Annotated in this window: 16 protein-coding genes; 5 read left to right on the top strand and 11 right to left on the bottom strand. The window is 68.3% G+C overall.

Annotated elements, in window-relative coordinates; genetic code table 11:
• Positions 1–147 precede the first annotated feature (147 nt).
• The 4 genes from ACZ7L6_RS33675 to ACZ7L6_RS33660 form a co-directional block, all read right to left on the bottom strand.
• On the bottom strand, positions 148–684 hold the full coding sequence (locus ACZ7L6_RS33675) for a hypothetical protein (RefSeq protein WP_471930534.1): 537 nt from the start codon (positions 682–684) through the stop codon (positions 148–150).
• A gap of 716 nt (positions 685–1,400) precedes the next feature.
• Entirely contained in the window at positions 1,401–2,111 is a 711-nt protein-coding gene (locus ACZ7L6_RS33670; RefSeq protein ID WP_471930532.1) for an MOSC domain-containing protein, read from the bottom strand.
• Positions 2,112–2,240: 129 nt separating this feature from the next.
• Positions 2,241–2,930 carry a response regulator gene (locus tag ACZ7L6_RS33665; protein ID WP_471930530.1) on the bottom strand — a complete coding sequence of 230 codons (690 nt, stop codon included), beginning with the start codon at positions 2,928–2,930 and terminating at the stop codon, positions 2,241–2,243.
• On the bottom strand, positions 2,927–4,225 hold the full coding sequence (locus ACZ7L6_RS33660) for a sensor histidine kinase (RefSeq protein ID WP_471930528.1): 1,299 nt from the start codon (positions 4,223–4,225) through the stop codon (positions 2,927–2,929). The genes ACZ7L6_RS33665 and ACZ7L6_RS33660 overlap by 4 nt, the downstream gene beginning before the upstream one ends.
• Before the next feature lie 220 nt (positions 4,226–4,445).
• Between ACZ7L6_RS33660 and ACZ7L6_RS33655 the strand changes: the two genes are divergently transcribed.
• Positions 4,446–5,138 (top strand): ABC transporter ATP-binding protein, encoded by a 693-nt coding sequence (locus tag ACZ7L6_RS33655; protein ID WP_471930526.1) that lies wholly within the window; start codon positions 4,446–4,448, stop codon positions 5,136–5,138.
• Complete coding sequence (locus ACZ7L6_RS33650) at positions 5,135–7,585, top strand: ABC transporter permease (protein WP_471930524.1); 2,451 nt, start codon at positions 5,135–5,137, stop codon at positions 7,583–7,585. Before ACZ7L6_RS33655 ends, ACZ7L6_RS33650 begins: the two co-directional genes overlap by 4 nt.
• 613 nt (positions 7,586–8,198) lie before the next feature.
• Here the strand turns inward: ACZ7L6_RS33650 and ACZ7L6_RS33645 are convergent.
• The 7 genes from ACZ7L6_RS33645 to ACZ7L6_RS33615 are packed head-to-tail and all read right to left on the bottom strand — an operon-like array spanning position 8,199 to position 13,898.
• On the bottom strand, positions 8,199–9,731 hold the full coding sequence (locus ACZ7L6_RS33645) for a hypothetical protein (protein WP_471930522.1): 1,533 nt from the start codon (positions 9,729–9,731) through the stop codon (positions 8,199–8,201).
• A 4-nt stretch (positions 9,732–9,735) separates the two neighbouring features.
• On the bottom strand, positions 9,736–10,857 hold the full coding sequence (locus tag ACZ7L6_RS33640) for a hypothetical protein (RefSeq protein WP_471930520.1): 1,122 nt from the start codon (positions 10,855–10,857) through the stop codon (positions 9,736–9,738).
• Positions 10,854–11,186, bottom strand: a complete 333-nt coding sequence (locus ACZ7L6_RS33635) for a hypothetical protein (protein WP_471930518.1) — start codon at positions 11,184–11,186, stop codon at positions 10,854–10,856. Before ACZ7L6_RS33635 ends, ACZ7L6_RS33640 begins: the two co-directional genes overlap by 4 nt.
• A 7-nt stretch (positions 11,187–11,193) precedes the next feature.
• Positions 11,194–11,556 carry a hypothetical protein gene (locus tag ACZ7L6_RS33630; protein ID WP_471930516.1) on the bottom strand — a complete coding sequence of 121 codons (363 nt, stop codon included), beginning with the start codon at positions 11,554–11,556 and terminating at the stop codon, positions 11,194–11,196.
• Positions 11,528–12,556, bottom strand: a complete 1,029-nt coding sequence (locus ACZ7L6_RS33625) for a hypothetical protein (protein ID WP_471930514.1) — start codon at positions 12,554–12,556, stop codon at positions 11,528–11,530. The genes ACZ7L6_RS33630 and ACZ7L6_RS33625 overlap by 29 nt, the downstream gene beginning before the upstream one ends.
• Positions 12,556–13,455: a hypothetical protein gene (locus ACZ7L6_RS33620; protein ID WP_471930512.1), complete on the bottom strand. Its 900-nt coding sequence runs from the start codon at positions 13,453–13,455 to the stop codon at positions 12,556–12,558. The genes ACZ7L6_RS33625 and ACZ7L6_RS33620 overlap by 1 nt, the downstream gene beginning before the upstream one ends.
• Positions 13,452–13,898, bottom strand: coding sequence for a hypothetical protein (locus ACZ7L6_RS33615; RefSeq protein ID WP_471930510.1), 447 nt, complete (start codon positions 13,896–13,898; stop codon positions 13,452–13,454). The genes ACZ7L6_RS33620 and ACZ7L6_RS33615 overlap by 4 nt, the downstream gene beginning before the upstream one ends.
• Before the next feature lie 207 nt (positions 13,899–14,105).
• Here ACZ7L6_RS33615 and ACZ7L6_RS33610 point away from each other — a divergent pair, with 207 nt between their 5' ends.
• The 3 genes from ACZ7L6_RS33610 to ACZ7L6_RS33600 all read left to right on the top strand — a co-directional run bounded on the left by ACZ7L6_RS33610 (position 14,106) and on the right by ACZ7L6_RS33600 (position 21,456).
• Positions 14,106–14,447 (top strand): hypothetical protein, encoded by a 342-nt coding sequence (locus ACZ7L6_RS33610; RefSeq protein WP_471930508.1) that lies wholly within the window; start codon positions 14,106–14,108, stop codon positions 14,445–14,447.
• A gap of 698 nt (positions 14,448–15,145) precedes the next feature.
• Entirely contained in the window at positions 15,146–16,555 is a 1,410-nt protein-coding gene (locus tag ACZ7L6_RS33605) for an esterase/lipase family protein (RefSeq protein ID WP_471930506.1), read from the top strand.
• A 23-nt stretch (positions 16,556–16,578) separates the two neighbouring features.
• The gene (locus ACZ7L6_RS33600) at positions 16,579–21,456 is read left to right on the top strand and encodes a hypothetical protein (RefSeq protein ID WP_471930504.1); all 4,878 of its coding nucleotides are present in this window, start codon (positions 16,579–16,581) and stop codon (positions 21,454–21,456) included.
• The last annotated feature ends 69 nt before the right edge of the window (positions 21,457–21,525 follow it).

The following is a 21,525-nucleotide window of genomic DNA, read 5'->3' as shown; positions in this document are numbered from 1 at the left end:
CGGGCACGTTGTTCAACCAACCGCCTCGGCCGCATCGTCCGAGCAGTGCACGCCCTCCTGATCTGCGCGAACTCAGGATGAAAGAGGCTCAGTAACCACGTCCGGGCTCTGCTGTCGCTGCGAGCCGCCCCCTCAGCTTCTGGCGACTCAGGTCTCGGTTCCCAACGCCCGCCGTGCGGCTACCTGGAACGCGACCTCCAGGGGCTTCTTGGCCTCGAACCGAGCCATGAATTGCCGGTCGTGCTCCGCGAGACTCCCAGTACCCTGCTGGATCGCGGCTCGAAGCCAGGTGCCAGTCAACAGCTCCCACTGCCTCAGAGCTTCTCGCAGATCCTCAGCGGCCGCAGCCACCGTGTGCGGGCCAGCCATCGTGACCGCCGCCGACGCGGCGCTGAACTGAGTCCAGGCGTCGTGCACACTGGCGCGGGCACTCTCCCAATCTTCGACACCGCCTTCGCCATGAAGCAGATCGGACGCCTTCCAGACGGCATTGGAAAGTTGCTTCGCGCAGGTGACAAAGCCTGTATAGGTCTCGCGGCGCAAATCCGCGAGCCAACGCTTCTCCTCCGCGCGATGCTGAGCATCGAGACTTCGCAGCTGCGTGCTGAGGGTGAGCAGTCCGCCGCCTACACCGCCGACGGCACCAATCGCTGCACCCAGAATCGCTGCAACGCTGGCGTCCACTCGGTGCGCCCCTCTCGTTGGTTTCTGAACGTTCTACCCACCCCGTCGCGTCCCCGATCAGGCGGACGGTCATTGCCGAACCTGACCTGGGATCAGACACACCTTCACCGGGCGAACTCTCAGTCAAAGCCTGCACACGTTCATAGATGAGTAATCCAGCTTGAAGCGCATGTGTTCTTGCCTGGTGAGGTTCCGGTGAACGGCACGACAGAGGTCGCTGATCGCTTGGGCAGGGGCTCGGCAACACCATCTCCCGCAGTTCTACCGTCGTGTCTTCGCTGTTCATGGCAAGGGTGCGCCCGTCGGGGCTACATGCCAGCGCCTTGATGCCCTTGATGAATGTCACGCTGGTGCGGATGGTGCCGGTGGCCACATCCGACATCTGCATTGAGACAGTGGCCTGGCTGGGATTCCGCTCGGGTGTCTCGGTTGACAGGCGTCGACGTCGCGCCCCGGAATGCGCCCCTGGGGGTGACGGCGTGACGGCATCACGGCTGACGCACATCTGGCTGCGCACTGGGGGCAGTTGGCCGGTCCGTGTCCGGTGCGGACTCGGAAGCGTATGCCGTCGATCAGTTGCCGCCTGGTCGATATCGCCGCCGTCCTGGCTGCTCGCCCTTCGGCAGTAACGGCTTCAGCACCGCCCATTGCCCGTCCTTAAGCTCCGCGCGGCGCGAACCAAGATCATCTCACGTGCGAGATTCACTTTCGATGGACTAGAGCAGAACGAGGGGGTCTCCGGCCCGCACCTGTCCTGGCGACACGACCGTGGCAAGCCCATCCAGCCGCATGTCGTGCGCTTTTGTGATGGCCCGTAATACAAGCGGGGAGTGGGGAAGGTCCTGCTGGGCCTCGTTCGTCATCACGCATCGCTCACTCGATCGCACGAACTCAATGCACACCGCGTCGCCGATCCGAGCCTTGCTCCCCAACCACTCATCCTCCACGAACGGAGGAGTGCCTGGTGGCGTGCGTACCAGGAGGTTCGGCCGGAAGCGTCGCTCATCGACGGGAACATCGGGTACCGCCGAACGCACCCAGTCAAGGGTGGCCGTGGTCAACACGCTGATGGGCAGCTGGTCGAAGTGGGAGATTGCCCCTTCGCGAGCTACCTCGATGTCCTCGCGACCGAGGTAGCGACGAAGATAGGCACTCGGGTTCGGTACCACTGCGCCTCGCGGGTCCAGCAGTTCAGGCTCACCAGCGTGGTCCACGTAGCGGGAACGCAGATGCAGCAGGCCCGGCATCCTGCGGAAGCGACGAGTGTTCTTCCCCGAGCCGAACTTGCCCTGAGCGTCGCGCACCGCGAAGAGACGGTCGCCGACAAACCCCCTCGCCTCAACCTCCGCCCGGTGGAGCAACTCGCCCCCTGTCGACTTGATCGGATACCGCCAGATCCGTTCGATCACGCCCGCCTCGATCATCATCCGGATGAGGCTACAAGAGTGAGGGCGTACTCACTTTCGATACACGGCCTAGCCGCCGCCATCTGGCACACGTCGACCAATCAGCCATCAGGTCACTGGCCGGCTACGACCACTGACCTTGGAAATCAATCATTTAGGCACCTCGCCCGGGGCGATCAGCCCCGTCTCGTAGGCGAAGACGACGGCCTGGACACGGTCGCGCAGGTCCAGTTTCGACAGGATGCGGCCGACGTGGCTCTTGACTGTGGTTGGGCTGAGGAACAGCCGGGAGGCGAGTTCGGCATTACTGAGGCCCGTCGCGAGTAGGCGGAGCACCTCGAGCTCGCGTGGGGTCAGGCCGGACAGATCGCGGTGCGGGGCCATGGTCTGCGGTTCGTCGTGAGGGGCGAAGCGCTCGATCAGCCGACGGGTGATCGTGGGCGCGAGGAGAGCGTCGCCGGTCTGCACCAGGCGCAGGGCGGAGACCAGGTGTTCGGGGGTGACGTCCTTGAGCAGGAAGCCGCTGGCGCCGGCCGTGAGCGCGGCGTAGACGTAGTGGTCGAGGTCGTATGTGGTGAGGATGATGACGCGGGTTCCGGCCGGGTCGGCGTCGCTGATGATGCGCCTGGTGGCCTCGATGCCGTCCATCTCCGGCATCCGGATGTCCATGAGGACGACGTCGGGCCGGGTACGGCGAACCGCTGCGACAGCCTCGGCCCCGTCGGCGGCCTCGGCCGTCACTTCGATGTCGTCCGCGGCCAGGATCATCTTGAAACCGGTGCGTACGAGGGCTTGGTCGTCGGCGATGACGGCGCGCAGAGGTGGCCGGTCCGCAGTCATACCGCGCTCCGTGGGATGCGGGCCGTCACCCGGTAGCCGCCGGTCGGCGTCGGTCCGGCCGTCAGCTCGCCCTTGTAGACGGCCAACCGCTCGCGCAGCCCCATGTGGCCACGGCCGTTGCTCTGCACCGGTGGGGAATCCTTGGCACCGCCGGTGTCCGTGATCTCGATCTCCAGACAGGCGTCGGTGTAACTGATGGCGACGGATGCCTGCGCGCCGCGCGCATGTTTGATCGTGTTGGTCAGCGCCTCCTGTACGACGCGGTACGCCGCGAGGTCCACCCCTGGTGGCAGCGGATCCGGCGGCAGCGACACTCCGACACTCACGGGCGTACCAGCGCCGCGTACTCGTGCGATGAGGGCGTCGAGCTGCGCGAGCCCGGGCTGGGGCTCCAGGCTGTCCGGCCTCTCGTGGTCCGGTGCGGCCAACAGGCCCATCACCTGCCGGAGTTCGGCCATGGCGGCCCGACCGCCCGCCTCGACAGCCAGCAGTGCCTCCTTCGACCGCTCGGGCGCCATGTCCATCACTTTGCGGGCCGCACCTGCCTGGATCACCATCACGCTAACATTGTGGGTCACAACGTCGTGCAGTTCGGCGGCAATGCGGGCACGCTCCTCCTCGACGGCGCGGCGCGTGGCCTCCTCCTGAGCGGTCCGAAGTTCCGTCACCCGGACCCGGCTGGAGGCCAGCCGCAGTTGCAGAAAGCGGACGAGGCTGGCCAGCATCCCTGCCACCAGCAGCACGAATCCCGGGCTGGACCATCCGGGGAGCACGGGTTCCGCGTTGCGGAAAGCGAAACCGGACAGCGCGGCGGCGATCACCAGGACGGCGATCGCCGCTATCCGGTAACGGCTGTGTACGACGGCGCTGTAGGCGCCGATGACACAGGCCAGGACGGTGATCCAGGAGGCGGAGCTGCCGATGGCCAGCGCTGCGCCCAGCACCACCATGAACAAGGTCAGCGGATACCGGCGCCGGGCTGCCAGCGGCAGCGTCGACAGTGCGACCAGGGCCCAGGGCACGGAGGAGGGTTCTTCCTCCACGGGCACCTGTCCAGGGTCGGGCGGCGGGGGTGGGGCCGGGACCCCAGTCCCGACGTCCACCGCAGGGGGGTTGATGTTCACCGGCCCGTCGCCGGGATAGCGCACCGCCACGAACAGGGCAATGACGGTCAGTACGACCGCCAGCACCACATCGGCGCGCACCGCTCGCCGGGACAGCGGGGCCGCCTTCGCCTCCGGGCGTAGCGCGTCGACGAGTTGCTGATGCCAGTTGCGCCGGTCTTCCGTCTCCACCCGTGCATTGTGCTGTGCTCTCCGCCTGGCCCGCGTCCGTCTGTCCGGCCAGGACATTGCCTACAAGGCCTACTTCTCAGGTATGACTCCGCGGGCGAACCCTCCGCAGGAAGGACCTGATGTTGGTTCGGCGGCCGACGCGCCCCATAGGCGGCACCTCTCGGTTCGCAGGACCGGCAACGGCATGTGCCTCTCGCGACCGCAAGGACGGACAACTGGTATGCATCAAGTGATCGAACTGGAGGGTGTGGCGAAACGCTACGACAGCGCCGGCGCGCCGGCGCTCGGACCGCTCGCGTTCAGCGTCGCCAAGGGTGAGGCCCTTGCCGTGACGGGCCCTTCCGGCAGCGGCAAGTCCACGCTGCTGAACCTCGTCGCCGGCCTGGACAAGCCGACCGATGGCGCCGTGATCGTGGCCGGGCGACGGATCGACCAGTTGAGCGAGCACGCCCTCGCCAAGTTCCGTCGCGAGCACATCGGCATGGCCTTCCAGTTTTTCAATCTTCTCGACGACCTCACCGTTACCGACAACATCCAGCTCCCGGCCCAGCTGACTGGGACCAGTCGGCGCAAGGCTGCGGCCCGTGCGGGCGAGCTGATGGAGATGCTTGGCATCCACAAGCATGCCCGCGCCTACCCGGGCCGACTGTCCGGAGGAGAACGTCAACGGGTCGCGGTCGCACGGGCCTTGGTCAACCGACCCGCGCTGCTGCTCGCCGACGAGCCCACCGGTGCGCTCGACACCGCCTCGGGCCACGACGTCCGCAATCTGCTGATGGATCTGCATCGGGCCGGACAGACCATCGTGCTGGTGACGCACGACCTGACGCTGGCGGAAGCGTGCGCGAGCCGCACCATTCACCTGGTCGACGGTCACGTCGCCCTCGACTCCTACGCGCAGGCCGTCCGATGAGCCTGTTTGGCACCGGCGCGATGGGCCGGGTCGTACGCTCCGGCGTCGACCGACGGCGGGTGCAGACAGTGGTGATCGCCGTGGCCACGATGATGGCTGTGGCGTCGGCCGTCGTCGCCGGGTCGCTGATGGTCGCCGCGGCCGCGCCCTTCGACCACGCTTTCGGAAAGCAGCAGGGTGCGCACATCACCGCCCAGTTCGATCCGGCCAAGGCGAGTGCCGCGCAGCTGGCAAAGACCGGGAAGTTGCCCGGCGTCGCCGCGAGCGCGGGGCCGTACCCGTCCACGGCGTTCCGCCCGGTGGACCGGGCGGGCTTCCCATTGCCAACGCTGACCCTGGTCGGGCGGCCCGGTCCGGACGGCGACGTGGACCGGGTGGATCTGAAGTCCGGCCGGTGGGCGCAGAAGCGGGGCGAGATCGTGCTCGCCGCATCGTTCGAAGGGCCCGCCGTCGAGATCGGCGCCGCCCTGAAGGCGTCGGACGCCGAGGGCGCCCCGACCCTTTCGATCGTCGGCTTCGCTGTGTCGGCCAGCAAGACCGCCGACTCCTGGGCGACTCCCGCGCAGGTCGACGCGCTGGCGCCGGAGGGCAGCCCGGTCACAAGTCAGATGCTCTACCGCTTCGACTCCGCGAGCACGAAGCAGCAGATCATCGCCGACCAGAAGAAGCTCACCGCCTCCGTGGGGTCCGGGGCGCTGCTGGGTACTCAGTCCTGGCTGGACACCAAACGCGCCGCTGATCAGGGTGCGGCGGCGACCGTCCCGTTCGTGATGGCTTTCGGCGTGCTCGGCATCGTGATGTCGGTGATCATCGTCAGCAGTGTGATCAGCGGTGCGGTCGGCACCAGCCTGCGCAGAATCGGCATCCTCAAGGCCATCGGCTTCACCCCAAGCGAGGTCGTACGCGCCTACATGACCCAGGCGCTGATCCCGGCCGTCGTCGGCATCGTCCTGGGTGTCGTCCTGGGGAATCTCCTTGCCGTGCCCCTGCTGTCCGACACCGAGTCGGTGTACGGCGGCGTATCGCTCTCGGTGGCCTGGTGGGTGGACGTCGCCGTACCGGCCGCCGCCCTGGTCGTGGTGGGGCTCGCAGCGCTGATTCCCGCGCTGCGAGCCGGAAGGCTGCGTACGGTCGAGGCCATCGCGGTCGGCCGGTCGCCGCGCACTGGGCGCGGCCAGCGGGCGCATCGGGCGATGGGGCTGCTCCCGCTGCCGCGGCCGGTAACCTACGGTCTCGCCACCCCCTTCACACATCCGGTACGCACTCTCGCGATGCTGCTCGCGGTGGCGTCCGGTACGGTCGCAGCGACGTTCGCTGTGGGGCTGACCTCGTCCCTGAACGCGATCGGCACCTCCCAGAACCCCGAGAACCGTGCCGCGGTCACGGTCACGACGACCAAGGCGATCGAAGTCGCTCCCCCACCGCCGCCTCCTGTGGGGGGCGACGCGGAAGACCCGCCTCCCCCTGGCGGCAGCGATTCAGGCCCGCCTCCCGTGGAGAACAGCGCGGCGAGCACGTCCAAAAAGCCCAAGGTCGCCGACCCGGCGACGGTGCGATCCGTCGTCACGTCACAGCCGGGCACGGAGTCGTACTACGGCAAGGCCCAGACCGAGGTCGCCGTGGCCGGGGTCTCAGGATCGATCCAGGCCAGCCTCTACGAGGGCGATTCGCGCTCCGGCAGCTACGAGATGATTTCCGGGCACTGGATCACCGGCAAGGGGCAGGTCGTGGTGCCCTCCCGCTTCCTGGAAAGGACCAGCACCAAGATCGGTGAGACGGTGCGGGTGACCTACGAGAAGGACACCGCGACCCTGCGGATCGTGGGCGAATCCTTCGACACGTCGGGCAGCCAGCTGGAGATCCACGCGGACATGGCCAACTTCGCGTCGGCCGAGCCCAGTACCTTCCTCGTCGAGACCAAGTCCGGCGTCTCCGCCGACGAATACGCCCAGAAGGTCGCCGCAGTCGTACAGCCGCTGGGGGGCGACGCCACCACCAACGCCTCCTCGGGGCAGGAGGGCGTCATCCTCATCATGTCCGCGATGGCGGTGCTGCTCACCCTCATGCTGATCACCGTGGCCGGTCTCGGCGTACTCAACTCCGTGGTCCTCGACACCCGAGAACGCATCCACGACCTGGGCGTCTGCAAGGCGATCGGCATGACGCCGCGGCAGACCATGAGCCTCGTGCTCGCCTCGATGGCCGTGATCGGCGTGACCGGCGGGCTGCTCGGCGTGCCGGCGGGGTACGCCCTGCACCACGTCGTCATGCCGGTTATGGGGCGTGCCGTAGGCACCAGCCTGCCGTCGCCGGTCCTCGATGTATACGGGCCTTTCCAGCTGCTCCTGCTGGGGCTCGGCGGGGTCGTGATCGCGATGCTGGGCGCACTGATCCCGGCCGGCTGGGCCGCCAGGGCCCCTACAGCCACGGCGCTGCGCACCGAGTAGCGTCCGCCGGAGCGCGAGCCGCTGGGGCCGATCCGCCAGGCCCGCGGGGTCGGGCCGCCCGTACAGGCACAGGTGCCGAATGCCCCCGTCCAGACAGATCCTCTTGAGAGGGACTCGGAAGGCCTGGACGGGGCCGACAGCGGGAAGCGATGCGGGGTATCGGCGGCGAGACCGGGTGTGGGGCAGCAGCTCCGACCCGGTCTTCCCGGCACAGATCCGGCCCCTGCTCATCCGCAGAAGTCCCCCGAGACCTCTCCCCCGGCCCGCGGTAGGGCACATCAGAGACGCATGGCTACCTCGGCATCAGTGAAACGTCGCACCACGGCTCACTCGTCCTCTGCCTGCGCATACGCTGCAGCACAGGTCTGCCCCTCGGCTGGTGGCGTTCCCGATCGGCGAGCCGGCTCGCGAGTGCGGCCGACGTGGGCGCTATGAAAGCCATACGGATCGGCAGTTCCGCCTCTACCAACGCTTGGGACATCGTCGTCTCCGTCGGTCCGTACGCGTTGAGTCGCTGCCTCGGCGCCCACACTCCACCGGTTCCCTGCCCAGCGCTTCATCTGCGACACCAGAGTCCGATACCGGCGTCAGGTCCTATAGCTATTCCACATACTCAGCGGCGAGGCAGGGGAACGACGCTTTTGGCGCCGTCTCTCTGCTCTTCGTTGGGGATCAGCGCAGGGGACTCGCGGCTGGGCGTGCTCAGCTCTCGGCGGAGGCGCTGGAGCTCGTCGTCTTTGGCTGCCAGGACGGACAACAGCAGCTGGTGGCGCTCCTTGAGCTGGTTGAACTCGGTATGAGTGCGGGCGAGCTTGCTGGTGAGCTGCTGGTTGAGGTCCCGCAGCCGCGCGATCCGGGCTTCGCGGGGATCGGGCTGATGTCCGGCGGCCCATGCGGCGGTTCGGCATTGCTCGAACTCGTCCTTGAGGTGGCCCCAGGTCCGGTAGAGGGACGCGCGGGAGAGGCCCGCCTCACAGGCGAGCGTCTTGACGTCGCAGGCGCCGCCGGGCGGGATCTGCCCGGCCAGCAGCCGGTCGATGGCCGCACGGATGCGCCGCTCGGTCTGCTCGCGCTGCTGGTGGCTCAGTGCCATGTCATCAGGCCTTTCCGGCTGCCGTGTCGATCCCTTTGAGAACTCGCATGGACCGCTCGTGCTCGGCCCGCAGCCGGTCCTTCTCCGCGGGTGGGATCGAGGGCTGGCCAGCAGGACGATGCCGTTGTCGGCTGTGGTCTGCCAGACGGAGCGGTGAACGATGTGGGTGGTGGCCTGCCGGCAGCGGGAGCTGTCGCACAGACCGGTCAGCGGAGCTGCGGCGGATTTGGTGCCGGCGAGCTTGAGACACAGCGCCTTGGCCGGGTCCTCGAACCAGCAGTAGTTCGCCGCGGAGAGGTGCAGGACGGACGCCTTCTTCTTGAGCAGCAGCTCGATCTGCCGGTCGGTGACCACCTTCGCCGGGCCCGGCTCCTGGTCGGCCAGCTCCTTCTCGACGGCGCGGAAGGAAGCCAGCAGGGCGTCGGCTCCCGGGCCGGCGGGCATCTGGCCCTGCTCGAACTGCCGGTATGCCGCGACGGTCCGCTTGAGTTTCTCCTTCGCCTCCTCCTTCTTCCACTCGTGGTGGAACACGGCCTGGGCGCCGCCCGGCCGGCCGGCGTATCCCTCGCTGGTTGCCACCTGCAGATGCTTGAAGTGGACCTTGGTGGCCAGCAGTCCCCCCGGGCGGGCGGCCATCTCGACAGACAGCGTCCGCCGCAGGCGGCGGGGGTGCACCGGCTCGTCGGGGATCGGCTCCAGGCCCATGCGGCGCCCGGCGGGCGAGGCGACCCACTGCCGCAGCCAGGTCATGGCCCCGTTGGACTCAAAGCCGTTGAACGCGCCGAACAACGGCTGTCCAGGCCCGGAGCCGGTGAGCTGCTCGGCCAGGGCGATGACACGGACGACTTCCTCGATGACGACCCACTCATCGACCTCGCCGCCCCATAGACGCCCTTTGACGACCTTGCTGACCAGGCGGTGCCGGGCCAGGCCGGTGCCTTCGGCGTCGTCCGTGCGGCGGCAGCCGACCGTCAGCTCCATCAGTTCGCTGGACCGCATCCCCGTCAACGCGGAGGTGGCGACCGTGCAGGCGTGACCAACGATCCGGATCAAGGCATCAGAGGACCTGTTCGACAGGGGCAACGACCACGGAATCAACTCGCCGGTGTCCGCGCGAGGCGTCGGCAGGGTCGCGACACCACAGGTACTCGGTGCCGACCTCGGCGACCGCCTCCTCCAGCAGCGGCCGGGCCTGGGCGAAGAGAGCCTTGTGAATGTCCCGGTGTCCCGTCGGCCGTAGTAGGTGCTGGAAGTTGGCTGTCAGCAACGGATCCTTCGGATCCCACCCCAAGCGGAGGCGCTTGGTCACCTGGAAGTCCTCAATCCGAGGCAGCGGCTGCCCCGTCCGCAGATGTTCCTCGACCAGCGCGGCAAGCCGGTCACCGTCCCGCAGATGCCTCGACCACTCGACGTTGCGCCAGGACTCGCGCTCGGTCCGCAGCTGGGTCCGCAAGTCCACAATGTACGGTCCGAGCACGTCGACCAAGTGCAAGCACGCCGTCAGCAGCGGCCGCAGGACCTCGTCACCCAAGGGCTCCGTCTTGATCACCACCTGCGGCCGGGACGGTGCCCCGGTCACGACGCGGGGCGATCGTGCACCCCAGGGCCGGAAACCAGGCCGGTGCCGGTCGGCCGACAGCAGCTCGCCGTAGTCGGTGATGTCCTGCATGGCGGAGACCACCGTCCGCAGCGAGCCGCCAGCCTTGTTCCGCAGCACAGCACCGGTCTCCTTGTCCCTGACGACCCCGTACTCGCGCAGGAACGCCTCGCAGTGGTCCTGGGTAACTGCGGCGAGCGTGGTGATGCGGCGCTCGTGCAGCCAGTTCAGCCAGAAGGTGAGGTGGTAGACGCGGGCATAGATGGTGCGGGGGTGGCGCGGGAGCCGGCGGGCCCTCGGCAAGGCGAGGACGCGCTCGTCCTGGGTGGCGATCCAGGCCAGGGCGAGTTCCTTGGCGACCACGCGCCAGGGCCGGTGGGTGATCCGGTCGAACAGCACGTTCTTCTCCGTCACCTTCATCTGCACCGGTGCATCAGCCCAGCCGACGAACGACCACACGTCATCCTCAAAGCGCGGCCTCGGGCAGCCGCCCAGCCAGTTCAGGCGGGCAGTGGCGGCAATGTCGGCGCCAGCGAACACCGATGGGACCGCAGGCGGCGTGGAGACAGGAAGCAGGCTCACGACGTGGTCTCCTCGGCTCGCAGCGGCAGCTCGGTGTCCTCGTCACCGACATCGCGCTGTGCCGCCGCGATGGCGGCGTTCTCGAACCGCGGCAGGATGTCCGCCGACAGGCGGCGGGCATAAGGAGCGAAGACGGCGGCGAACTGCTCGCGCGGCATCTGGCGGAACTGCCGCGCGAAGAAGGCTCTCAGCCGCAGCAGATTCGGCAGGTGACGCGGGGCGAACAGCGCCAGCGGGCAGAGCAGACAGACCCAGGGCCGGGCCGGACACGGCTGACCCTTCGGTCCGTGCAGGCCGGCGAAGTGATCGGCGCAGGCCCCGCTGAACACGTCTCGCTCACCTGACAGCAAGCTCGCTCAAGGCGCCCTCGGCCAGGCCGAGGCGGCGTGCTTCCTCCGGCAGCCCGGCGGCGCTGGCCGCCTCGTCGACGACCAGCGGCGTATTCGCGCGCCGCAGAAGATCGCTCTGTGCGTCCTGGGCGATCTCCTCGACCACCGCTCTTTGCGCCGGGGTCGCGGCCGACAGGTAGTGATCGCCCTCGACCTGAGGTGAGTGGTTCGGATCGACCGTCGCCCGCAGGGACCACTGGCGCTGACCCCGCTGCGCGATGAACGTCGTCCGCAGCCGCCGGCGGTCGATGCGCAACATGCCGCCGTCGTCCCCGCGCAGATCATGGGCCTTGACCCAGCCGCGCATCATGTACTCCTCGAAGGCCGCGCGGGCCAGCCTGCCTTGCCGCGTCACCAGCCACACGTGCTCGGCCAGCTCGGCCGGGGCATGCCTGCGCAGCAGGGCGCTGTGCTGCAGCCACTGCTCCAGCAGCCGCGACGCCCGCGGCGACAACACCAGGCTCTCGTCCGACGTGCGGCCCTTGGTGTAGGACAGCAGCGTTGCCTGCCTCCCGGTCCAGTGGATCCCGGACACCTGCAGGCCGGTCAGCCCGTCCGGGACGATGCCGGTCCAGGCCGCCAGCAGCAGCATGTAGGGAATCGCGTCCTTGTGGGACGGGGAACAGCGCCGCCCTGGCTCGCTCGATGCCCCGGTGCCGCCCGGTGAACGTCCTCGGCGTCAAGCCCAGGTGAGCGGCGACCTCCGTCCGCGTCACCGGCCCCATCCGCAGCATCAGCCAGGCCCCGTTCACCTCGTTCCAGCCCCCGACTGCCGGATCCTGCCCGCCCTCGGCGAGCGCGATCATCGCCCGCTGTGCCTCCCCCAGGCGGCGCGCCTCCTGCTTGCAGAGGTCGATCAGCCGGTTCCATTCGGCCGGCGCGTAGGGCGGAAGCGGTCCGTTGAGGGTGGGGCGCGTGTAGTCCTTGCCGAACACCATCTGCCGCACCGGTTCCGCCAGCACCTGATGCCGGGTGTCGAAGGCGCGCAGGATCGTGCGGGTGCGGTATTCGATCAGGTAGTGCGAGCGCAGCCAGAACGCCCCGAGCATGGCTCGGGTCAGCTCGGCCGCCGACCCGGTGAAGCCGTCCTCGGTCAGTTCGCGAACCATCCGGCGCAGGGTGTAGGTGAAGCTCTTCACCGTGGTCAGCTTGGCGAGCGGTCCGTGGGGATGGATCGAGGCGGCAAGGCCCTCGGTCAAGTCGGCCGCCAGCTTCGGGTTGGGCAGGTCACCGATGACGATGACCGTCGACGTCCCGCCAGGCAGGGACAGCTTCAGCGCGAGCGGATCGCGCAGGACTTCGGCCGGCATCAGAACTCCTCGGCGAACTCGGCGTCGGCCTCGGCGAGCGCGGCCGCATCGATGACTGCGCGGGTCCGTTCCCAGGCCGCGCGGTAGATCCGGTGGACATCCAGGCGCTTGAGGTAAACCTCCGTGGTGACCACGCTGGAGTGCCCCAGCAGGTCCCGCAGGATCAGCAGCGGGTCGGCTTTCAGCAGGTAGAGCGCGAGCCCGGACGCATCTCCGGTCGCCGCGGCGAGCTGGGCGGCCTGCCGGTAGTGGCCCTCGACCAACTTCTCCAAGGTCGCCATGGCGAAGGTGTGCCGGCACCGGTGCGGCGCGACATCCGGGAACCGCGGCTCGAAGCGCTCACGGATCCGGCGAGCCGTGCGGCGAAACAGCGTGCCCCAGTCCACGAACGGCCGACCGTCGTAGCTCAGCGCCAGCAGCAGCGAGCCGCCTTCCGGGCCGATCAGCCGCAGCCGTTCCTCCGGCCGAAGCGCCGCCCAGCGTGTGCGCCGACCGTTGACCCGGCCGCCGTAGAAGTCCGCCTCCTCCACCACCAGCGGTCTCCGCGGCCGCCACGATCCTCGCGACATCTCCCTGTCCAAGGCGATGTAGGAGTGCACCGCTGCCAGCGAGGCGTAGTCGATCCACGTCGTGCGGAACTTCCGCCCCCTTGACCGCCGGCTCCGGGACCGTCCACGGGATCGGCACCTCGGTGCGGGCAGCGGCGGAACCTCGTGGACCAGCAGGTGGGTGAACTCCCGGCTCCGCATCCCGGTGCCCAGCACCAGGCCGCCCATCGCCGCGTTCCGGCCCGGGAACCGGCCGCGGAACGTCGCATCCTCCAGACCGTTCGGGCCTAGCCCGGCCAGGCCGTAGCGGAACAGATCGGCGAAATTGGACTCCAGGTACTGCACTCTCACGTGCGGCTTCGGCCGCCGCAGCCGGGCCCGTTGTGTCGGGTCTCCACCAGGCGGCCCTGCACCATCCGCTTGCCGGTGGCCACTGTGAACGGCACCGCCGCGGCCAGGCCCTCGCTCTCGGCCCAGTCGTAGAACCGGCTCAGCGCCGTGACCTGCAACCCCCACGACGAGAACTCCAGCCGCTCGTCCAACGGCCCCGACAGCCGACGGTCCGTGTACGTACCGAGCGCGGCCACCAGCTCCTGCCGCGTACGGAACACCGCGACACGGTGCCGCTGCAGATGCGTAAGCCAGTCCCGGGCCGCCAACGCGTACGCCCGCCACGAGTTCGCCGACGGCGCCCCGCTCGACGGCAGCGTACGAAGCCAGGAGTTCACCGCCCGCGTCGCCCGCGGACCGCCCGCGTCCTCGAACAGGAAGTCGTCGTCGAACAGCACCGGCATCCGCTCAGGGATCAACGGCTCGCCACGAGCCCCCAGGACTGCCAGCCCTCGGCAGAGAAGAAGTGCACCAACACGCGGCGGGACGGTACGTCCGCGACACGACCCTCATCAACTGCTAACCCCACGTCCGATCAACGGGAGTTTAGGAATGTGAGACACGCCAAGAAAGCAGCGACAATCTGGGTCCAGAACGACTTCTGTGCCCGCGTGAAGAGCGCCTCCGACGACTGGCCGGTCACCTACAAGGACCCGGGCACCCAGGAGAAGACCGTCCACGGCACCGCCGACGGCCGCAACCCAACTCGACAATCCGGCGGAGCCCGCTCGGCTCACCGTCGACGACCTGGAGCTCCTGGCCCCGCACCGGCCCGGGCGCTGGAGGAGATGGTTCCTCGACTGGTACGGCGACTACGTCGTGCGTTCGACGCCGACACCGATACTGTCCCGGTCTTCACCGCACTCGGGCAGTGGGTCGGCATGGCGGCGAGCCCCGACGTCATCGGCATGCTGATCGAGATCCACGAGCGCGTGAACGGTGGCGAGGGGTGACGGACACGACGAACCGGGCAGTCCCGCACCGTCCTGGAGCGGTTGCCCGCCGGAGGCTCCCGCGGCTCGTGGCCGGCGGAAGAGTTCGCTGCCGCCCGGCGCGTTGAAGGAACCGACGCCCAGGTCCCCTGATGGACCTGACCAGCGACCAGTTGCTCGTGGTCACCAGCACACCGGGCCGGGGAGGCATACGGCGCAGTCGGCACGCCGGGCATGCTCCCATTGGCCCTGCCGGAGTGCGGTGCCCGCATGGCTTCCGCACCATGGTGTGTGATGAGCCCCAGCCATGTGCTGACACGTGCGCAGCAACGCCGCCAGGCCGGGGTCGCAACCTGCGGCGTCGGCCACCTTCCGTCAACCTCGTCAGCCGCTTTCCGTAGGTTGCCGCACTGCCGTCGCGGCCCTCGTCGTGCGCCTCCCTCGTCGGACCGTAGGAGGTCCTCATGGAAGTCATATCTCTTGACGGGAACCACGATGAGAAGACGTGCCATCACAGCCAAGGCCCCGCGCACGCTCATCTCCAGCCCACGGGGGGTCTCCTCGCGCACCTGGCGCAGACGTGGAGCGCTCGCTCGGGCCGCGTCCGCACATGTCCCATTGAGTTGGGGGAACGACTACTGGACGCGTTGTGGCTGCAGTATCACATTCTGAGTAGGCCACGGGCAGCAGACGGCCGGTAACCGTTGGGGGGGACTGCTGTGAGCGTTGAGGAAACGCAGGTTCGCGATGTCGTCGTGGTCGTCCCAGGCATCATGGGTAGCGAACTCATGGACGCTCACGGCAGATTGGTGTGGTCTCTCCGAGCCCGTTCACTCGTTCTCGCGCTGCGTACTCTGGGACGGCACATCGGCTCACTTGCCCTGCCCGACGGCATCGGCGACGAAGCGCCGTCGGACGGAGTCCGAGCGGTCGGCCTGCTTCCCGCGCTGCATGTCATCCCTGGGTTGTGGAGCCCGATCTCCGGCTATTCGAGCCTGTTGAGGTTCCTGCGCCAGGCGCGGTTCGGGCTCGTTGAGTCGGACGAGCGCGATCCCGACCGCATTCCCAACCTCGTTGCTTTTCCTTACGATTGGCGGCTTTCCAATCGCCACAATGGTCGGTTGCTGGCGAAGACTGCTGGTGATGCTCTGGCCAGATGGCGCGGTCAACCCGGTTGCCAGGACGCCAAGCTGATCCTCGTCTGTCATTCCATGGGTGGCCTGGTGGCCCGCTGGTTCCTCGAGTGCGAGGGGGGTGCCGAGATCACGCGAAGTCTCATCACGATCGGCACTCCGCACCGGGGCTCAGTGAAGGCATTGGACACGCTCTCCAACGGAATCGAGACCCCTTTCGGCGTCTTCGAATCGCGCTTGAGGGCTTTGGCGGACAGTTTGCCGTCGCTGTATCAACTTCTACCCACCTACAAGTGCGTTGAGGGTGCCGACGGCGAGCGCCGGCAGCTCGTCGGGTCCGATGTGCCCGGGATCGACACGGCGAGGTTGGCCGACGCGGCCCAGTTCCATGCGTCGATCAGAGGCGCCAGCGGATCGTCGTACACCCTCCACAAGATCGTGGGCATCCGTCAGCCCACGAAGACGACGGCCCGGATCTCCGCACGCAGCGTGGTGCTGTCCGAACTGATCGACGGTCAGGCTCAGGGCGGTGACGGCACGGTCCCCCGTCTCTCGGCCGAACCGGCGGCAGGGCGGGGCCAAGAGGTGCACGAGGTGGCGGATCACCATGGGGAACTGCAGGTGACGCGATCGGCCCTCGACCTCCTCGACGGCATCCTCACCCGCGAAGACGTGATCTGGGAAGGGGCCGACCCCGAAGCCTTCGGGGTGTCGATGAACGAGTGGTGGCCGCCAGGCACTTCGCCTGAACTCGTCATTCCCGACCTGGCCGATCGTCGTCTGCGGGTCACCGTCCTCGACGAGCAAGGCGAGCCAGTCGGAGCCCCGACCATGGTCCGGCCCGACGGCCGTGCCGTTCTGGAGCCGTTGCCGCCGGGCGGCTACACGGCCCGTGTCCACAGCCCGGTGCCGGGCGGTCCTCCGCCGGTCACCCGCCCCTTCCTGGTGTGGGACGGGGCCGTGGAGGACCCCGGAGACCGCGAGGGCGCACGATGACGTCCCGCGGTCCCCTCGAGCTGGTGGTCGCCGTGGCAAACGGTGACTACGCCGGCTTGCGCCCCTTGCCGAGGGCCGTCACGGACACCGAACATCTCGTCGGCCTTCTGCGCGCCGAGTACGACCTCGACCCGCTCTCCCTGAAGGATCTCCGGCGCGGTGAACTGCTCAATGAGCTGGAGGCGGCCCTGGCCTCCGGCGCGCTGGCTGGCGGCACCCTCGTCGTGTTGTGGACCGGCCACGGAGTTGAGGGACCCAACGGGCAGCTCCGATTGATGGGACGTACGACGGACGTGGCCGACGGTGAGGTGACCACACCGGAATGGCTCGGAGAGCGGGCCGCGGGCACGGGCGCGAACCAGGTGCTGGTGATCCTCGACACCTGTCTTTCGGGCAGGGGCGTCCCCGGTGCGATCACTATGGCGAACGCCGTCCTCGCCGGCCGGGCCGATATCAAGGCCGTCTGGTTTGGAGTCGTGGCCGCCGCCCGTGGCGACGAACCCGCGCGCAGCGGAGCGATGGCCCGCGAGCTCACCCGTCTTCTGACCAAGGGCCCAGACGACCCGAAACTGCGCCTGCAGTGGAGCATTTACCAGGCCAGGATCCGTGGTGACGACCTGCTTGACGCGCTGGTGAAGGAGTGGTCGGAGGAACGGCACTCACCTCACAAGGCCACCGTCGGCAATTCTCTGCCGATGCTCCGGAACCCTCTGCACCGTCCGCGAGCCAGCCACGCAGTGGTGGAACACCTGCTGCAGGCCGCCCGCGGAACCTCGACCGAGGAGAGCTACTTCACCGGCCGCGACGCGATTCTGGCCGGCATCGCGGCATGGATACGCCGCAGTCAGCGAGGCCTGTACACGGTCACCGGCCCCCCGGGATCGGGTAAGTCGGCCATCGTCGGCCGCATCGTGAGCCTCTCGGTTCCCGACGAGCGCCGACGCCTCCTCGCGCAAGGGAGGGTCGCTCTGGATACCGACCCCGGCAAGTACAGTGTGGACGTCCATCTCCACGCGCGGGGTCTTGACCTCAAGGGTGCCGTCGACTTCCTCGTCGCCGAACTCGCTCTGCACGACGGCGCCAGTTTCTACGACGTGCTGGCACTCGCCTACAAACGGCGAGCGGAGGAGGGCCGTCCGCTCCTGGTGGTCGTGGATGGACTCGACGAGGCTGGTCCGGCTGAATCTCGGGAGATCGCCACACGCGTAGTCGAGCCCCTGGCCAAGGAGGCCCAGGTGCTGATCGGCACCCGGGAGGTCCCAGGCGCCGCAGATGAGCCCGGCCTGCTGGCCCTCCTCGGCACCTCTGCCGAGACGGTGGATCTCTCTCAGGACCCCGAGGGCACTCTGCGCGACGTGCACCGCTACGTGGTACGGCGGCTGGAGGGCACATCGCCCCTAATGGACGCCACTCTGGTCGCGGACGAGATCGTGCGATCGGCCCGCGAAGCCGACCCCGCCCGTGAGGGGCCCTTCCTGCTGGCCCGGCTCGTGACCTCGCAGCTGCGCAACAACCCCGTGGACACGTCGGACGACGGGTGGCAGCTCCGCATCGCGTCCACGGTGCAGGCCGCCCTGGAGAACGACCTGCTAGGCACGGTCCTCACCGTGCAGGGACAACCGCACCCCACCGCCGCCCGTGAACTCCTCCACGCGCTCTCCTACGCATACGGGCGCGGCATGCCCGCCGACGACGTGTGGCCCGCGATCGCCACAGCGCTCTCGCCGACCGGCACCCATTACAACCGTGCCGATGCCTACAACCTGCTGGTGCTGCTCGGCAGACATGTGGTGAGCGGAGCCGAAGGCGACCAGGCCGTTTACCGCGTGGCTCACCAACGGCTCGTGGAGCACCTGCGCCCACACGTCGGCCGAAATGTGGAACCCGGCGCCCAGGTCAGGGAGGCACGCCGGACGATCGCCGATGCCGTCGCCCGGCTTTACGAAGAGCTGCTCGACACAGGGTTGGCTCCGCGAGAGCACACCTATCTGTGGCGGCATGCCTGGCGCCATCTCGCTGATGCGGGGACTCACGGAATCGATCTGCTGCGAAGCTTCGCGGAGCGGGATCGCGACGCCTTCCTCCCCGACTTGGCCGAAGCGATGGACCAGATCCTCCCATCGCCCTTCTGGTCTTCTGAGCCGCCCCAGGTGCAGGTCGCCCTCGCCGAAGAGCTGGTGGCCCTGCGCCGGGAACTGGGCGATCCGCTGGATGTGGCGATGGCTCTGTTCACCCAGGCGCTCGTTCTGACATACGCGGGTGACCTCGACACGGCCGAGGAAATGGCGGCGGAGGCCGTGGCGGTGGCCCGGGACACCGCCCGGGAAGCCGGAGACGACTCGATCGCCGTCCTGGCACTCTGCGGCGGGCTCACCGCTCAGGCATCGACGCTGTTGCGTCAGGGATACGCCGACGGTGCACGGACGTTGGCCGTCGAAGCCGTCAACCTGATCGAAGCCGAGATCAGTAACAGGCCGGAAATGGCCGACTCGTTGGCCAGTTCCGCGGGACTCGCCGCACGTACAGCGCTCCTGAGCGCGGATTATGCGGAGGCAGATCGCTACAGCCGACTGGCGCTTTCGGCACTGGACCAGCGTCGTGACGGTCGGGAGACCGACACAGCGGTCCTGATCGACAGCCTTCGCGTACGGGCAACCATCGAGTACTTCGGACTTATAGCGCCGCAGGCCGAAGCCGGCCTCACTCCTGCTCGTCACACCGTCGTCGACCGCATCCTGGACGTCCACCGCGAGAAGGGGGCGAGTGGTACGGCCTTCGACATCGACCTCGCCGAGTGCTTGCGCCTCTGCGCCCTCATCGACGGGCAACGGCCGTGGATGGGGGTCGCTGCGAGCGCCCCGCGTCCGCTGGAGCTTCTCGATGCGGCCGTCGCGCTCGTCGTCGATCTCGCGGACCGAAGTCCGGAGGCTGCCTTCGGCCTGTGTCTGGTCCTTCTCACGCGCGCGGGCATTGTGTCCGACCGGTCGCGGACACTTGCGGACCTGGATGAGGCCGAGCAGCGGCTACGGCCCTTCGCGGCGTCGTATCCCCCGGCGGCCGCCCTGCTTGGTCAGGTCATCGTCCAGACGGTCAAGGAGCGTGCCGGGGACCCTGCGGCCGACCTGGCAGAACTCATCGAGCGTCAGCGCGAGGCCGTCGGACTTCTGGAAGCGAGTCAGGACAGCGTGATCCGCGAGGTCCGGATCGACGCGCTGCGGAGCCTCTGCGCCCTGCTCATTACGGCGGACAAGTACGACGACGCGGCCGTCGCGATGCACTTGGCGGTGAGGGAGCTCCGGTCCTTGAGCGGAAGGTCGCTCTCAGGCGCTGAGACCTTCTCGTTGACACTGGCGGCTTCGCTGGCGGATCTTGCGGGCTTCTTCTGCACGACACGTGCTCTTGAAGCGATCGCCTTTGCTTCGGAGGCCCTGGGCCTCCTGGAGTCCGTAAATCCCGCCCGGCCCGGTGTTCCACTGCTGCGCGGAATATGTCTTACGAACCTGGCAGCTGCCAACATCAGCGTGGAGCGCTTCAACGAAGCAGGGGACTGCGTGGGCAGAGCGATCGAACTGCTCGAAGAGCAGACCAACATCCCGATCGGCCGCGTCGTACTCGCCAGCGCCCTCAACTGCCTGATCGCTTTGTACATCGATGCAGGCCACTATGCCTCTGCGGTCGAACAGGCTGAACGGGCGCTCTCATTGCTCGCCGAACGCGGTTCACAGCCCCCCGCCTGGTTGATGCCAATGCTGGAAGTCAGATTGGGACACGCCTTGGGGGAGCTCGGTCGCGGGCCCGAATCGGCCGAGTTGCTGCGCAGCGGCATCGACGCATTGCGTGACCAGGTGACGAAGGACGATACGGCGGTCGCGCGACTCGCCGCGGCGCTGAACGCCGCCGGCGATGCGCTGTGGGACGCAGTGCTCGCCGATCCTGCCGCATCACCCGAGACCACTGTGGAGCTCGCCCTCCACCGCATCTATCCGCCGGAGCAGCTCGACCGTCAGGTTGCGGCCTTCCTCGAGGGCCTGGAGACGTGTAGCGGCAACGCGGCGCTGACCAGACTGGTACACGGCCTCGCGAGGAGCCAGCGCGTCCGTGACACCGCACGCTTCGACCTGCTCTGGGAACGGAACGCAGGCCCGTTGCCGGACTGGCTGAAGATCGATCCTTCGCTCGAGCACGCGGTCGTCGCCTGGTGGAACGCGGAGAGCGTGGAGCGGGACCGCAGCGTCATGCTGGCCAACCCGCGGCTCCTCGACCCGGCCACGGACATCCTGATCGAGGAGCTGCGCGAAGGCCCCGAAGACGACGAGAGAGCCGACTTGCTGTTGGCCCTGCGTGCCGACGCGGCCGAGCGCGGTGTGGAGGCCGCGTGCGCGCCGTTCCTCGCGGAGGCTCTGATCGACGACTGGCTGACAGCGGACGACCCACAGGCGTTCCTGGCCGACCACCACGACGAGCTCCTCACTCCGGAAGTCACCGACGCCCTGGAACACCAGGACGACGAGGAAGCAGGCCTGGCCCTGGCCATTTTGGTGTTCACCCGGCGCGGCGAGTCGTCCGTCGCGTTCGGGATCCTCGAGAATCCGGCCTCCGGCACGCCCCTGCTCAAGGACGCCTGGCGATCGGCGGACCCAGAGCGTCTGGTCGCTCTGGCGAGACTGTGCCGCTGGGGAGCACCGGAGCACGATCCGGGGCGGCGTCTCGCCGACGTCGCCCTGGCGATCGGCCTGACCCTGACGGGACGGTCCGACGAGGCGATTCCCGTGGCCGTGTCGGCACTGGCCGCAGCCGACGACGAGCGAAGCCGCCTGTGCGGTGCGGTCTCGGACGCCCTGGCCCATCACCTCGACGCCGCGGACCAACTCATCGGACTTCTGCGGGCCGTGCAAACCTGAGCGCCAGCGGAACCCACCACATCCGAGCCCACTAACTGATCGTTTCCGAATGAGTTGAGTCGCGGGTCT

The sequence above is a fragment of the Streptomyces sp. NPDC107522 genome, assembly GCF_055657525.1.
Note: the sequence above shows the minus strand (reverse complement) of the source record. Positions and strands in the feature narration are given on the sequence as shown.

Coding starts and splice junctions, on each gene's coding strand:
- ACZ7L6_RS33670 (WP_471930532.1), bottom strand. CDS start 2,111: ATGATGATCGAGGCGGGCGTGATCGAACGGATCTGGCGGTATCCGATC.
- ACZ7L6_RS33665 (WP_471930530.1), bottom strand. CDS start 2,930: ATGACTGCGGACCGGCCACCTCTGCGCGCCGTCATCGCCGACGACCAA.
- ACZ7L6_RS33655 (WP_471930526.1), top strand. CDS start 4,446: ATGCATCAAGTGATCGAACTGGAGGGTGTGGCGAAACGCTACGACAGC.
- ACZ7L6_RS33650 (WP_471930524.1), top strand. CDS start 5,135: ATGAGCCTGTTTGGCACCGGCGCGATGGGCCGGGTCGTACGCTCCGGC.
- ACZ7L6_RS33630 (WP_471930516.1), bottom strand. CDS start 11,556: ATGATGCGCGGCTGGGTCAAGGCCCATGATCTGCGCGGGGACGACGGC.
- ACZ7L6_RS33625 (WP_471930514.1), bottom strand. CDS start 12,556: ATGCCGGCCGAAGTCCTGCGCGATCCGCTCGCGCTGAAGCTGTCCCTG.
- ACZ7L6_RS33615 (WP_471930510.1), bottom strand. CDS start 13,898: ATGCCGGTGCTGTTCGACGACGACTTCCTGTTCGAGGACGCGGGCGGT.